We start from the raw sequence: 14460 nt of genomic DNA on the forward strand, positions 1-14460 counted from the left end.
CTTCATATAGTGTATTGGAATGGCATATTCGTTGCTGCCGTCTACCTAAAGCGTCTAGGGTTCCCGTTCTCGAACTCACCACTCTACTAAGGAGGGCAAGTGCATTCAAAGCAGCTTCATTATTTTGTTATGACGGTGCGCAAGGGCAGTATTGCGGCGGCAGCGAGAGCCTTGGATATCGCCCAGCCAGCCATTAGTCAGCAGTTAGCGAGCCTAGAGCGAGAAATGAAAGCTACGCTGCTCGAACGAAGCTTTTCTGGCGTGAATTTAACGCCAGCGGGCGAAATTTTTTATAAACACGCAGTAAAACTATTAACCGAAATAGATAGCGCAAAAGTTGCATTGGAAGCCTTTCAAGCTGGTCAAAAGAGAGTAGTGAAAATAGGTATGTTACCGTCAATTGGAAATGTACTTTCTTTGCCGCTACTCACAGAAATTACAACGCACCACAAAGGGCTTAAAGTCGAAATCAGTACAGGTCCGTCTTACACTATAAATGATTGGCTCGAGTCAAAGCAGGTGGATATTGCGCTCACTTATCAGCAGGCTGTTGACCCTAAATTCATGCGAGTGACGCCGCTAATCCAAGAAGATCTTCACTTGGTTTTTACTGCTTCTTCAGCATGTAAACAATATACGAAGCTTCGAGACAGAACTAGCATCCGGTTTTGGGAAATCAGTGAATTACCTTTGCTTTCACCAGGTAACAAAGACGCGCTGGGTCAGTTAATTGCTGATTACGAAAAAGCTACAGGTGTTAGCTTACAACACGATTTAGCTTACTCAGGCCAGCTCATGACAGGTCTTAGACAAGTTATGCAGGGAGAGGGCGTAATGATTCTGCCCACATCAGCCATTTTTCATTTGAAAGAGTCCGGCTTAGTTTCCTCACTGAAAATTACGCAACCAGAAATGCAGCGTACGGTGCTGGCCGCGACAAATAAAAGTGCCAAGGCACTACAACATAACCAACAGATCATCGATATTGTCAGGAAAGTGGTGGCACAGGAAAACGCGCTTAAACATTGGTGTGGCACTTTGGAGTTTGCCGCTTCATCATTTGTAGTGCAAACCGCCTAGACGTGCCCCTTAGTATATGACTATCCTAAGGGGGGGGTAAACCAAACGCTAATTAACCCTATTTTTTAATCGTCATATTCAGGTAACGCTATATCAATAAGAACGGGTAAGTGGTCTGAATATATTCTGGTTTTCGCATTTTTAAGCTTTCTGCACGATTTTACTTTGATATCGTCTGATACCCATACCCTATCAAGGGCAAATACCGGGAAGTGACTGGGAAACGTCGCTCCCACCTTTTGTTGCGAGAGGAGTTCGTTTAGCCCTTTAAATGCTTTTGAAAAAAACTGCCACTCATTGAAGTCACCAGCTAACACAAGAGGCGTTTGTCTTTCCTTTAATCGATGGGAAAGGTGCTCGTGAAGTAACGAAAACTGTGAGCGACGTTCAAGCTTCTTAAGGCCTTTGTGGGTATTAACGACCGTTAACGGGGTCTTTTCAGTCTTGAGTTCAACAACCTGAACATTTCTTGGCTGTCGACCACGTTGACTAACATCCACTGTGTCATGATTTAAGACATCAAAGCGGGTAAGAATTGCATTCCCGTACCAGCCCTCAGGCTCTCTGATGGCTGGTGAGGGAATAAGATCAAACGTATTGTCAGCGCATATATCCTTTATGTCCTGCGCAGTATTCCTCTCAGAAGGACGGGTGTCCATCTCCTGAAGTAGTACAACGTCTGCGCCGCTGTTTGCCAAAAACTGACCTATGCGTTTGTAGTCGTGTTTTTTGTCTCTGCCTATTCCGCTGTGAATGTTATAAGTCACTATGCGGCACATTTCTCCACCTCATCTTTACTACTGGTTTCACTCTCAGCATCCTGAGCGCTGGACTCTTTTCGAGCTTGATAATAGCGAGCAAACTTCTGTGAACCCCAAATCATGAGACCCCACAGAATGATGCCGCCAACCAAATAGCTGATGGTTTCCACAGAAGGGTTCTGCCAAATTTGCGCAATTGAGTCACCTACAAGTCCCTTTGCGATCATAGGTGGAAACATGCCTAAAAACGTACCAATTAGGAATTGGAAAATACTTATTGATGAAATGCCCGCCACTAAATTCACCAAACTAAATGGTGCGATAGGTAACATTCGGATAGCCGCTACGCCAACAATACCGCTGCGCTTTAGCTTTTCGTCAACTGCTGCCACTTTTGGACCACCAATTTTTCTTAGACCTGCATTGCCCGATAGTTTGCCTATACCAAACATAATTGCAGAGCTCATCAATGCTCCCATAATGCCGTAAATAGGCCCCCAAAAAGGGCCGAAGATAGCGGCCACCGCAAGGGAAAGTACGGTGACAGGGAAAAATAAAATACCGCCAACCACATATACCAGCAAAACAGTGGGAAGAGCAAAGTACGTACCACGGCTCTTCTCTAGAAACGCGTTTATGCTGTCAGAGCTTAACCACGGAATAGACTGACTTGCCCAATACATAAGGCCGCCAAGAACCGCAATTATGACTAACCCAATTAAAATCATGATACTGCGACGTCTGGGATTGCGCGCTGGTAACGCCGCGCCATCCAAGGTTGGCACCGAAATAAGCGGTTCTTCGGGGTCAGATAACGCACGGAACACATTTTTAACTGAGTGTTCAGTAAACACTTCGTCGCGTACTTCGGTAAGCACGTAACCATGCGCAATCTGATCTTGCATCAATGCTTCTACAGGGTATTCACTGTCAAATATTGGCGGCATCGCATCGATGTCACGACCTGTATGTTCAGCCAATAGGTCGTTTCTTACTTGCTCGATACACGCCTGATTATCTTTAGTGTTACCAAACAATACCGTATCAATTTCAGTGTCTAGGGTCATTGAACGGTTACTTAAATTCGATGATCCGATAACTAAATATTTGTTATCTATCGTCATCACTTTTGAGTGGATGCGTTTGTATGCTTTACGCCCCTGCATATCTTCAATTGAAGAGTAAGTGAGTTTTACCCGCTTAGGGTCGATTCCCTTTTCTAAAATAGCTTTAAATTCGATGCGGCTGGCCCAGAACGCTTCGCACTCAAACTTGCCTTTCGGCTCGTAAGAACTAACGATAATAACCGAGAGATTCGGCTTGAGTTTTAGCTGCTTATTAAGCGCCTCAGCTATTTCTTGACGAGTTGTAAATTGATTTTCGATATAGATAACGGACTCTGCTTCACCAATAAGATCAAGCAACATGTGACGCACCTCTTGAGCAGGCTCCACTTCATCCATAAAGGGGATGGTTCTGGCAAGGGCACACTCTACATCTTCAAAAAGTGGTGGGTAGTCATCAGGCCATGCTTCAGGTAGCGGTGCATTTTCATCAACGCGTGCATCTTCACGAATATCGATGGGAGACTTCTCTGCAACTCGCTGCCATCTCCATCTTACCAATTTCGAGAAGTCGGCAACCACAGGCCCGCTTGAAACCATTTGCACGTCGTGAAGAGGGCCATACTCTCCATCGGGGCCATCGCGCTCTTCTGAAACAACAGGATGATCTCGTGTATCCCAACGATTTGTGGATACGTCCATTCCACCTGAGAACACTACTTCGTCGTCAATAACTACAATTTTTTGGTGCTGGCTTCCGCCCATCGGAATGGTATCGTCGAGCTCGGTCTGAACATTATCTGGAGTCTTTTCTTCCCACACCTCTTTCGCCCACATTTCACGCTGCGCAAAAAAGGCGAGAGACGAATCCCAACGAAGCAGGTAAATTTTGATATCAGGGTTTTGCTCAGCTTTCCATTTTAATAGGTCGCTGATAACGCTGGGTGCTTCGCTGTTAGCTTCGTCATCGCCTCTCAGCAAGCGAATGCGGCTATCTATATCCCATCCAACAATGAAGATACTGTGCTTAGCTTTAACGATAGAGCTGTGCAAGGCTTTATAATAGTTTCCGCAATCTATCAAAGGTGTAGAAAAGCGAGCCTTGCTCTCTACCCAACAGTTCTGACCGGGTTGAAATACACTCTTTCCTGATTGCATGTGACGTTTCCTATTTATTCATTTTTCACTATTTGTATTCTGTTGCAGAATTTGTACCTCTATAAAACGTAAGAGCGAAAAATATAAGTGATTGATTTTTTATTGATAATTACTGTTTTTGAGCTCGTGTGTAAGATGTATCAGTTCGCAATGTGTAATATTTTCACTGTGAAACGAGTTTAATATTCACAGTTGGAAAAACAGGGAAAGATCTTCTATATAACTTAAAAAATTTAACGAGAGGGTCTAGATAAATGAAGTTTTTTTCAAAGGAAAATGCGGCGAAACAGGCGCTTGCTCAATCAATCTTGGCTGTAGTTACCATAGATGAAAAAAACAACATTACGTTTTACAACGATGCCGCTCAAAAGTTATGGGGCTATACGCCAAACGAGGTACTAGGCAAAAATATCAAACTATTGGTTCCCCACGAACACAAAGCAAATCACGATAATTATGTTAATTTTCATCGACAAACAAATGTTAATAAAATCGTTGGCAGCTCGCGAGAAGTCGAATTAGAAACAAAAAGTGGGGAGCGAATTTGGGTTCAGCTTGCTTTATCTCAGGTTATTGTTGCAGGAAAGAAGCACTACACCGCTTTCGTTCGAGACGTTACAGAAGAGCGAGAGTCTCGCGAAATAGTGGAGCAAACATTAGAGCAAGCGTTAGATGCTGTGGTGTGTATCGATGAAAACAATAACGTAACCTTGTTCAACGCATCCGCTGAGAAGCTATGGGGATACACAAGAGATGAAGTAATTGGCCAAAATGTGAAGATGTTAGTGCCTCAGGCGATTCAAGCGAACCACGATAACTATGTCAACGCAAATAGAGAAACAGGCCAAGACAAAATTGTCGGAACCAGCCGCGAAGTTAAAGTGGAGCGGAAAGACGGTAAAAGCCTGTGGGGCAGACTGTCATTGTCTAAAGTAAGGCTGGCTGACCGAACGCTCTACACAGCATTTATTAAAGATGTAACAGAAGAAGTAGAGCAGCGAGAGTTACAACGTATGCTTTCGCTGGTTGCCAATGAAACAGACAATGCCGTTATTATATCTGATGCAGATGGTCTCATAGAGTACGTTAATAACGGGTTTTACCGGTTGACGGGGTGGGAGCTGGACGAAGTTAAAGGCAAGAAACCTGGATCATTTTTACAAGGTGAGGAAACCGATCAACGTACTGTGGATGTGATACGGCAAAAAATTAAAAACCGCGAAGCGTTTTATGATGAAATTCTTAACTATAGAAAGGACGGTACACCTTACTGGACTTCACTATCAATAAACCCCGTTTTCAAAGAAGAAAAACTCGTTAACTTTATCGCGGTTCAGGCTGATATTACTCGTGTTAAGCAAATGGCTTTAGATTTTACTAACAAATTAAAAGCTATAGGCAGTGCACTTGTCCTTCTTGAAATGAAGCCTAATGGTGAAGTCGTTGAGGCAAACAAACTACTACGCGACACATTGAACGGGGTAATGAGCTCTGAATCATTTGCAAATGAAGTAATGAATAGTCTTTCTGCAGAGGACAAGTCTACTTTAGAGAGCGCTGGTTTTGTTTCAAAAATTACTGAGTTTCAAGTGGCTGGGCGTTATCTTGCCTTTGACGCGAGAATCAGCGCACTTAAGAACTTCAACGGGCAAGTAACACGTTATGTCTTTTTTGCCGTTAATATCACCTCTAGAAAACAAGCGGTGAACGATACTCAAGATTCTATGAAAGAGCTACTGGTTACCAGCCAGACTATAAGTAATATAGTGGGCACAATTAATTCTATTTCTGAGCAAACTAATTTGCTGGCGCTAAATGCAGCGATAGAAGCGGCACGAGCAGGTGAAATGGGAAGAGGGTTTGCGGTTGTGGCTGATGAAGTACGAACGTTAGCAGGTAACTCCCAGTCCTCATCCAATGAAATTGACAACTTAGTTAAAACGACAGTGTCAAAAATTGAGGAACTGGCGCAGCTCATCCAGAAAATAGATGGGTAGCAAAAAGTAAACAGCCTTGGCTGTGTTGCCAAGGCTTTAGCATTCTCATTAAGTCACGTTGTTAACCGTGAGGCAACAAATGTCTTAGAAACGATACTCAACACCAATACTGGCTTGCTTAAGATCGGTTTCAAAATCAGTATCGTCGATGTCATCAAACGCTTCGTCAGCGTCTAGTTCAGTGTCGTAAACAGTATATTCAGCGTTTACTAGGAAGTTACTAGTGATCGCGTAGCTAAGACCCGCGCCCACAAAAAGGCTTTCGTCGTCATTATCGCGCGAAATACCTGCGAAGTTGTATTCGGTTTCAGACCATAGCTGACCGGCTTTAGCATAAAGAGAAAAGCGCTCGGTTAGTGGAAGAATACCTTTGATTGCTGCTGTGTAACCATCTGTTTCCGCACCAGCAATGTCGTTACCGTAGTCACCGAAATCAATGTAACCACCTTCAATGGCGATCCACTCGTTGAATTTATAACCGACAAGGCCCTGCCAAACGTCTTTATCATCGTCAAAGTCGTCTTCACCTTCAACGCGTAGGTAACCGTAATTACCACCTACATAAAAACCACTGTCTTTCGCTTCAATTTGGCTTGATTGAGCGTGCGCACCGAACGAGGCCATAGCGCTAATAGAGGCAACAGCTGCTAATCCGGTAAGTGTCTTAAGTGTGTTTTTCATAAGTTCATCCTCATTACTTCTTTAACATTCCATCGACTTCTCATCTGAAGTTAATGCGTTTTCAATTGCATTACCTCTGTATCAATTGCTGTGCCATGGTAGAAATTGCAGATTCCATTTCAATTAGGGGAAAACTTTACATACAACGGTGGTTTTTAGGTGGTTATTTATTCACTTGATTGTGAGGTTCACGATTGTCACTTGCGATGCAACGAAAAAATTTCCCATTCCCTGAAAGAGATTCACAGATCTTGCTTATTTATTACCGATACAAGTTCGACTAAAACACCACGATTATATTTGTCCCACTGAACCTTTCTGTTAACCAATTGAAATTATTTGTTTTTTTATTGATTGGAATTTCTAATCAGTTGAATTCATTTTATCAACTGTAATTATTGAGCAAGCCTGTCTATCTTTTAAATGCTTATGAGGTAAACAAAATGTTAACAGGTGAGTGATGCAATGTGCATTCACTGCCTGATAGCTAAAACAAACTCAGACGGGAAAAGACCATGACTATAAATAGGTTTAAGAAAACCACATTATCAGTATTTGTTGCCCTATCGCTAGGTGCTACAGGTGCTATTGCCAATGATCAAATTAGTAAGCCTGCTGGTGCTAAAGGCACGGGCTCGGCTAAAGCGTTTCAAGCCAAGAACAATCAGTTTTGGTGGCCTGATCAGCTAGACCTTTCTCCACTGAGAGACCATGACAATCGCTCAAACCCACTTGGTGAAAACTTCAATTACGCCAAAGCGTTCGCAAAACTCGACCTTGACCAAGTGAAAAAAGATGTCAACGAATTACTAACCACGTCACAAGATTGGTGGCCTGCAGACTTCGGTAATTACGGTCCTTTCTTTATTCGTCTTTCATGGCACAGTGCTGGTACTTACCGTACGCTAGATGGCCGCGGCGGCGGTGATGGTGGTCAAATGCGTTTTGACCCGCTAAACAGCTGGCCAGACAATGGAAACCTTGATAAAGCGCGTCGCTTGCTTTGGCCAATTAAGCAAAAGTACGGAGAGAGCTTATCGTGGGGCGACCTAATGATACTAGCCGGTACCGTAGGTATGGAAAACATGGGCTTTGACACCTATGGATTTGCGGGCGGTCGTACTGACGACTGGGAGCCTGACATGGTGTACTGGGGTCCGGAAGTGGAAATGCTTGCTAGTGACCGTGAAGAGCGTGATGGCAAACTTCAGCGTCCGTTAGGTGCAACGCATATGGGCTTAATTTATGTTAACCCTGAAGGTCCTAAAGGTGTACCAGATCCAATGGGATCGGCGAAAAACATTCGTACCGCATTTGGCCGTATGGCTATGAACGACGAAGAAACTGTTGCGCTGATCGCTGGTGGTCACACCTTCGGTAAGATGCACGGTGCTCACAAACCAGCTGATTGTTTAGAAGCTGAGCCAGGTGGTGCAGGCTTAGAAGAGCAGGGACTTGGTTGGAAAAACAACTGCGGCAAAGGCAACGCAGAAGATACCGTGACCAGTGGTTTAGAAGGTGCGTGGACACAACTACCTACTAAATGGACGAGCTTATATCTTCAAAACTTATTAGGTTTTGAGTGGAAACAAACGCGTAGCCCTGCAGGTGCTATCCAGTGGATTCCAACAGATGAATCGCTTCACAACTCAGTACCAGATGCACACGTGGAAGGTAAGACAAATCCACCTGTGATGACAACGGCTGACTTGGCGCTTAAGTACGACCCAGAGTATCGTAAAATTGCTGAGCGCTTCTTAGCTGACCCTAAAGAGTACCAAACTGCATTTGCTAAAGCGTGGTTCAAACTAACTCACCGTGATATGGGGCCGAAGGCGCGCTATTTAGGTAACGATATCCCAGAAGAAAACTTCATCTGGCAAGATCCGGTGCCTAAAGCCGATTATAAAATGATTTCTGATAAAGACGTCAAAAAGCTTAAAGCTGACATCTTAGACAGTGGCCTGACCGTTCAGCAGCTTGTGAAAACTGCATGGGCCGCGGCATCAAGCTTCCGCTCATCTGATATGCGTGGTGGTGCTAACGGTGCGCGTATAGCATTAGAGCCACAAATGAGCTGGGAAGCTAACGAGCCAGAAACGGTTAAGGCAGTCGTGTCTAAGCTTAAGCAAATCCAAGAAGATTACAATTCTCGCATGCTGTCTAAGAAGAAAGTGTCACTTGCTGACTTGATTGTGATTGGTGGTGCTGCAGCGATTGAAAAAGCAGCGGCTGATGCAGGCGTTAAGGTAACGGTACCAGTGGTTCCTGGTCGAACTGATGCAACGCAAGAGCAAACAGATGTGAATTCGTTCTCGTTGTTAGAGCCGACAGCTGACGCGTTTAGAAATTATTACAACGCAGAAGCTAGCTATCGTTCACCTACTGACATGCTAGTAGATAAAGCCGATCAGCTTAATCTAACTGTGCCAGAGATGACCGTTCTGCTAGGTGGTCTACGTTCGCTAGGCGCTAACACAGGTGGCGCTACACATGGCGTATTTACCGATAAAGTGGGAACGCTTAATAACGACTTCTTCGTAACGCTACTAGATATGGGCGTGAAGTGGAGAAAAACGGATGACCCATCGGTGTACGAAGGGGTAAACAGAAGTACAGGTGAAGTAATGTACACAGGTACGCCTGTAGACCTAGTATTTGGTTCTAACAGCGAACTACGTGCTGTGGCTGAAGTTTACGCTTACGACAACGCGAAAAACCGTTTCGTGAAGGACTTCGTTGACGCTTGGACCAAAGTGATGACATTAGATCGTTTTGATTTACGTCACGATCTAAATGCTAACTTAGGTAAATAAGCGCGGTTAACGTGCTATCGCGATTCAATTTAGCAATTGAGTTGTGAACAAATATAACGATTGAAAGGGCGCTTCGGCGCCCTTTTTTGTTGCAAACGACACTTCATTTCATAGTTCATAAGCAATTAATCGGTGGCTCGAACATCGCAAACCTTTCAGCAATTCGATACACTGAACCTTTATTTTTCGAAGCTACAGATATAAACCAAAATGGCTAGTCTTCAACGAACGTTGGTCAATTTAGAAATGCTAAGCGATGATATTAATGCATTAGACGCTAATGCACTTAATACCCGCGCCCACATAAAGCTTTTACACCATGTATTAGAAGCGCTAAAAGGCGCCGAGCAATTTGTTGCACTTGAGACAGAGGCGAGCTTTCAAAAAGCATTATTAGGCTCGCTATTTGAGAATGTTTTTGAACGAAAGCGGATGGTTGGGGTGTATATAAAGCTGATTGAATACGTTATTACTGCGTGGGAAGCCTCTAATAAAGCTAGCGCAATCATTAGTGAAAACTTCGATTCAAGCGCCGACAAGCGACTAGAACTTCTTCAGGTAAAGGCGATTAGGGCTAAGTCTCAGTTGAAAACAGTGGCGACAGCTATGGGGAAAGAGGATTACGAGAAGTTTACCCACATCCTGGGGCTAACAACCCAAGAGTGGCAGTGGGATACACTTCGCGCCAGATTTTAGCCAGCGCGAAGATGAGACCGATTAATTAAGGTGTGGTGTTTCGAATACCAATCCCTTGTTCGTTGATAACCCGTACCTCGCGTTGAGGGAAAGGTATTTCAATGTTGTGTTCGCGCAGCGTTTCGAAAACGATAAGCAGTAGGTCACCACCAACGCGGTTCTTACCATCGTCAACACCTTCCATCCAAAACTCAACAAACATATTAACGCCAGAATCGCCAAAGCTATCTATTTCGCAGTCAGGCAGTTCTTCAAAAGGGATACCTTCGCCACTGATCACTTGTGGATGCTCTGAAACGGCTTCTTTAATGATTTCAACCATGGCGCGGATATCTGTTTTGTAGGCAACAGAAAAGTCGATACGATAACGCTGCTTCTGATTTTTGTGTGTCCAGTTAATGAGCAAAGAGCTGATGAACTTCTCGTTTGGCACAAGCACATCTTTACCGTCGTAAGTCTCTAACACGGCGTAGCGCATTTTAAACTCTCTAACGATACCTTTTTGCCCATCTTCTAACTCGACGTAATCACCAACGGTTAGCGATTTATCTAGTAAGATTATGATGCCCGAAATGAAGTTCGAAGCAATAGACTGAAGACCTAGACCTAAACCTACACCGACGGCGCCACCGAATACGGCTAGGGCGGTAAGGTTGATTCCCATCACATTGAGCAATAAGAGGAACACCACACAGAACAGGGCAACTTCAAATAGCTTTGCAAAGACCTCTTTTGTAGAAACATCCAGAGACTTATGGTTTCGGATAATATCCTGACCAATAGCATTTGAGCTGCGACCCAGCCAGAATAGCAGTCCTCCGAATAGCAATACCCTTGTTACGCCGTAAGCCGAAATTTCGACATTGCCTACCGATATGGCCATTGCTTCCAATTCTGAAGTGATAAGGGGAAGCACACCAACAAGGTGTAAAAACAAAATAGGTAGCCCCACCCAGCGCATAAATGCGGCGATGGTGTGGTTTTCGACGAAACCAGAGATCAAAGAGTTCACAAAGAGCATGAGCGCAACAACCACGGCTATTTCCAACAGCCATGCATCAAATTGGAACTGAGCGCCTAACACAGTAGTAAGCTTTAGCAGGCTAATGGTGATAAGCGGGAATAACGCTTGACCAAGGTTGTACAAAAAGCCGTGCATGGTATGTGCGCCTTGCTGCGGCTTTTCCCGAGTAAACTTAAATGGCTTCTTTACTTGTCGGGCAAGTAAAAACGCAACGCAATAAATAATTGCGATTGTCATCAGCTGAATTACAAAGCTATCGGACATGACCGATTCTTTGACCAACGCCAACTTTTCTTCAAAGTGCTGGGTTAAACTATCAACATTCATGTTTTCTACTTCACTTGTTTACCACGCTGCAGTAGCGTGGATGTAATTAAAGCGTGGAATAACTGCGCGCTTTTTATCTGTTATAACAAATATGGTAAAGCTTTTTTTGCCTATCCAACATAAATTGACTATCAATTTACCTTTTAATCCAAAAAAGGTGATGTTTCAGGGCCCATAAAGGGCGCGTATTAACTGTATTTTGAACAAAAAATGCGCTGGTGGCTTTCTGTTTTTAGTGGTAGACTCCGCGCGCAATTTGTAAGAGTAAACACCTACGTTCTTTTCTTGATGTCAAACACCAATAAGCCAAGTTGGCAATGGCGTGTCTCTTTAGGTTTTCCCAGTAATCTATAACCCCACGGTTAGCAATAAAGCACTAGCGCTTATACCTTTGCGGTATGCAATTTTTTATAAATACCTATGACAGGAGTTTGTTAATGTCATTTACCCAATTAGGGCTCGCTGAACCCTTGTTAAAAGCTATTGAAAAACGAGGATTTAGCACACCATCACCTATCCAAGAAAAGGCGATACCAGAAGTATTGCAGGGAAAGGATGTGTTGGCAGCTGCGCAAACGGGAACAGGGAAAACTGCGGGATTTGGACTTCCTATTTTACAGAGACTGATGTCAGGACAACCTGTGTCTGGCAATAATGTTCGAGCACTTATCTTAACGCCCACGCGTGAGCTTGCTGCTCAGGTAGAAGAAAGCATTAGCGCGTTCAGTGAGTTTTTGCCGTTAAAAACCGCTGTCGTTTTTGGTGGAGTGGGCATTAACCCTCAAATGATGAAGCTTCGTAAAGGGGTTGATGTGTTAATTGCTACACCTGGTCGATTACTCGATCTGTACCAGCAAAACGCAGTTAAGTTTTCTCAGCTTGAAGTGTTGGTATTGGATGAAGCCGACAGAATGCTAGATATGGGCTTTATTCACGACATTAAAAGAGTACTGAAACTATTGCCACAAGAGCGTCAAAGCTTACTTTTCTCAGCCACATTTTCTGATGAAATCACTGCGCTGGCGAAAACTATAACGCGCAACCCTGTGAGTATTTCAACCGCGCCTGCCAATACCACGGTAGAAGCTGTTGAGCAGCATTTGGTAACTATAGATAAATCTAAAAAGACAACTGCGCTTATTTGCCTGATCAAACAGCAAAAGTGGGAGCAGGTGTTAGTATTTAGCCGTACTAAACATGGCGCTAACCGTATTGCAGAAAAATTAAGCCGCTCAAAAATTCCAAGTGCCGCTATTCACGGTAATAAAAGTCAGGGAGCGAGAACCAAAGCCCTTGCTGATTTTAAAAGTGGCGCTATTAAAGTATTGGTGGCAACGGATATTGCTGCACGCGGCATCGACATCAGTGAACTCCCCATTGTTGTTAACTTAGACTTACCTAATACACCGGCCGATTATGTTCACAGAATTGGTCGTACAGGCCGTGCCGGCGCTAGCGGACAGGCTTGGTCATTTGTGTGTGCCGAAGAGCTACAGAACCTGAAAGATATTGAAACGCTTATTCAAAAGCTGCTTCCGCGTGAAACGTTGGAAGGTTTTGAGCCACAGCAGGCCGTGCCTGCTACCACGCTGTCTAAGCCGAAAAAACCTAAAAAGCCCAAAAAGCCAAAAGCACCACAAGGTGAGGACCTTAGCGAAGGCAAACGAAGTGGCGATAATAAGAAAGCGGGTCAACGCCAAGGCAATCGTGGCGGAAATGGGAACTCGCGTACCGGTAAATCGAATGCGCGTAACAATAATGGTGGAAAGCCTGCAGGTCAAAGACGTTCAGGTAGCGAAGGTAATGCCGCTAGACGACCAGCTAAACGCAGAAGCAACCCTTCTAATGGCACGCCTGGTAACAAGGTCTCAAACAACGCAAAAGCTTAAAATAGTTAAGCAGCACTAGTAACCTAATGTTGGATTAGCTCTAGAACAAGTTGACACTTTTTGACTTAAAACGCCCGATGTCTTTCATCGGGCGTTTTGTTTTTAAGGGGCAGATGCTAGCCGTCTTAGTTATGTTCCCACGAAAACGGGTTGTAATGACGCAGTGCCGGCTTGGTGTTTACTCCATTGCCGCTCTCAGCATCTAAGGTGAGTTCAGCGCGTTTAACTAGGGTCTTTTGCAGTTCAGTGCGAAAGCCTTTCGTTTCTTTCCACAGTTCATTGAGCCCATCTGGCGTGTTGCCTTTCAAGTCTTGCTCAAGCATGGGACCGAGTTTGTCATAAGCGCTTTGTAGTCTAAGTGCTTGCTCTTTGTTGTAGGCTGCTTCTTCATCTGTTGCTTCCCAGTTAATAAACGGGGCTTTTTGAGCAGTTGTCATAGCGGGAAAGCGTGAGAAGTACTGAATGTAATCTGACAAGGGAATGCTATCTGCGCGCCCCCACATATCCATAGTTGTTCGGTTTAACAATGCGCTGGTTCTAGGCTCAACCACCATCACTGTTGGCGTTGCATAGTAAATAGGATAATCGAACCGCTCGGTGATATTTCTTCTGTCTTCAAGTGTTCCCACATCAACAAATACGGTTTCGTAATGGGCACGTAGAATGAGATCCATTTCCTTTGTTGCAAAACGTTTAGCTAAGCCTGTACTGTCGTGGCACCATTGCGCGCCTAATACAACCAAAAGCAGCTTGTTTTGCTCCACGGCTTTTTGCTGAGCATCAACCACATCTTGAAAAGGTGACGAAGAAGGAGTGTAAGTGTATGGACTTTCACTTTGAGTGCTTACACAGCCATTTAACGTGGCAAGAACGGCTATTACAGTGACAATATTTAAGCACTGTTTAAAAAAGCGGGCTCGGCGCGCGATGAAATTGTTTTGCATACGGTTGTCAAAATAGTAATTAA

At 44.2% G+C, this 14460-nt stretch carries 10 protein-coding genes; 5 read left to right on the top strand and 5 right to left on the bottom strand.

Going from position 1 to position 14460, the window contains the following annotated elements; genetic code table 11:
- The first annotated feature begins 99 nt into the window (after nt 1–99).
- Entirely contained in the window at nt 100–1080 is a 981-nt protein-coding gene (locus tag BGK61_RS15765) for a LysR family transcriptional regulator (protein WP_014999542.1), read from the top strand.
- A gap of 65 nt (nt 1081–1145) precedes the next feature.
- Here the strand turns inward: BGK61_RS15765 and BGK61_RS15770 are convergent, their stop codons facing one another.
- Together BGK61_RS15770 and BGK61_RS15775 are read right to left on the bottom strand one after the other, a co-directional pair.
- On the bottom strand, nt 1146–1859 hold the full coding sequence (locus tag BGK61_RS15770; protein WP_014999541.1) for an endonuclease/exonuclease/phosphatase family protein: 714 nt from the start codon (nt 1857–1859) through the stop codon (nt 1146–1148).
- Entirely contained in the window at nt 1847–4063 is a 2217-nt protein-coding gene (locus BGK61_RS15775) for a VTT domain-containing protein (RefSeq protein ID WP_014999540.1), read from the bottom strand. Before BGK61_RS15775 ends, BGK61_RS15770 begins: the two co-directional genes overlap by 13 nt.
- Before the next feature lie 254 nt (nt 4064–4317).
- Between BGK61_RS15775 and BGK61_RS15780 the strand changes: the two genes are divergently transcribed.
- Nucleotides 4318–6060 (top strand): PAS domain S-box protein, encoded by a 1743-nt coding sequence (locus tag BGK61_RS15780; protein WP_014999539.1) that lies wholly within the window; start codon nt 4318–4320, stop codon nt 6058–6060.
- Nucleotides 6061–6144: 84 nt separating this feature from the next.
- On the opposite strand, the gene BGK61_RS15785 is transcribed toward BGK61_RS15780, so the two are convergent.
- Nucleotides 6145–6741 (bottom strand): porin family protein, encoded by a 597-nt coding sequence (locus tag BGK61_RS15785; RefSeq protein WP_014999538.1) that lies wholly within the window; start codon nt 6739–6741, stop codon nt 6145–6147.
- 515 nt (nt 6742–7256) lie between these two features.
- On the opposite strand from BGK61_RS15785, the gene katG reads away from it, so the two are divergent.
- Nucleotides 7257–9557: a catalase/peroxidase HPI gene (katG, locus tag BGK61_RS15790; RefSeq protein ID WP_014999537.1), complete on the top strand. Its 2301-nt coding sequence runs from the start codon at nt 7257–7259 to the stop codon at nt 9555–9557.
- Between the two features lie 210 nt (nt 9558–9767).
- Nucleotides 9768–10253, top strand: coding sequence for a hypothetical protein (locus tag BGK61_RS15795; protein ID WP_014999536.1), 486 nt, complete (start codon nt 9768–9770; stop codon nt 10251–10253).
- Nucleotides 10254–10278: 25 nt separating this feature from the next.
- Here the strand turns inward: BGK61_RS15795 and BGK61_RS15800 are convergent, their stop codons facing one another.
- Nucleotides 10279–11604, bottom strand: a complete 1326-nt coding sequence (locus BGK61_RS15800) for a mechanosensitive ion channel family protein (protein WP_014999535.1) — start codon at nt 11602–11604, stop codon at nt 10279–10281.
- A 437-nt stretch (nt 11605–12041) separates the two neighbouring features.
- On the opposite strand from BGK61_RS15800, the gene BGK61_RS15805 reads away from it, so the two are divergent.
- Nucleotides 12042–13493: a DEAD/DEAH box helicase gene (locus BGK61_RS15805; RefSeq protein WP_076011891.1), complete on the top strand. Its 1452-nt coding sequence runs from the start codon at nt 12042–12044 to the stop codon at nt 13491–13493.
- A gap of 125 nt (nt 13494–13618) precedes the next feature.
- Here BGK61_RS15805 and BGK61_RS15810 read toward each other — a convergent pair whose 3' ends face one another.
- Nucleotides 13619–14437, bottom strand: a complete 819-nt coding sequence (locus BGK61_RS15810) for a thioredoxin family protein (protein WP_076011892.1) — start codon at nt 14435–14437, stop codon at nt 13619–13621.
- Between the last annotated feature and the right edge of the window lie 23 nt (nt 14438–14460).

Source organism: Alteromonas abrolhosensis, assembly GCF_001953635.1.
In the GTDB taxonomy this organism is placed as follows: Bacteria; Pseudomonadota; Gammaproteobacteria; order Enterobacterales; family Alteromonadaceae; genus Alteromonas; species Alteromonas abrolhosensis.

Bases quoted from the DNA above. Each gene is read 5' to 3' on its own strand.
- BGK61_RS15805 (WP_076011891.1), top strand. From the start codon at position 12,042: ATGTCATTTACCCAATTAGGGCTCGCTGAACCCTTGTTAAAAGCTATT.
- BGK61_RS15770 (WP_014999541.1), bottom strand. From the start codon at position 1,859: ATGTGCCGCATAGTGACTTATAACATTCACAGCGGAATAGGCAGAGAC.
- BGK61_RS15810 (WP_076011892.1), bottom strand. From the start codon at position 14,437: ATGCAAAACAATTTCATCGCGCGCCGAGCCCGCTTTTTTAAACAGTGC.
- BGK61_RS15780 (WP_014999539.1), top strand. From the start codon at position 4,318: ATGAAGTTTTTTTCAAAGGAAAATGCGGCGAAACAGGCGCTTGCTCAA.
- BGK61_RS15800 (WP_014999535.1), bottom strand. From the start codon at position 11,604: ATGAATGTTGATAGTTTAACCCAGCACTTTGAAGAAAAGTTGGCGTTG.
- katG (WP_014999537.1), top strand. From the start codon at position 7,257: ATGACTATAAATAGGTTTAAGAAAACCACATTATCAGTATTTGTTGCC.
- BGK61_RS15785 (WP_014999538.1), bottom strand. From the start codon at position 6,741: ATGAAAAACACACTTAAGACACTTACCGGATTAGCAGCTGTTGCCTCT.
- BGK61_RS15795 (WP_014999536.1), top strand. From the start codon at position 9,768: ATGGCTAGTCTTCAACGAACGTTGGTCAATTTAGAAATGCTAAGCGAT.
- BGK61_RS15775 (WP_014999540.1), bottom strand. From the start codon at position 4,063: ATGCAATCAGGAAAGAGTGTATTTCAACCCGGTCAGAACTGTTGGGTA.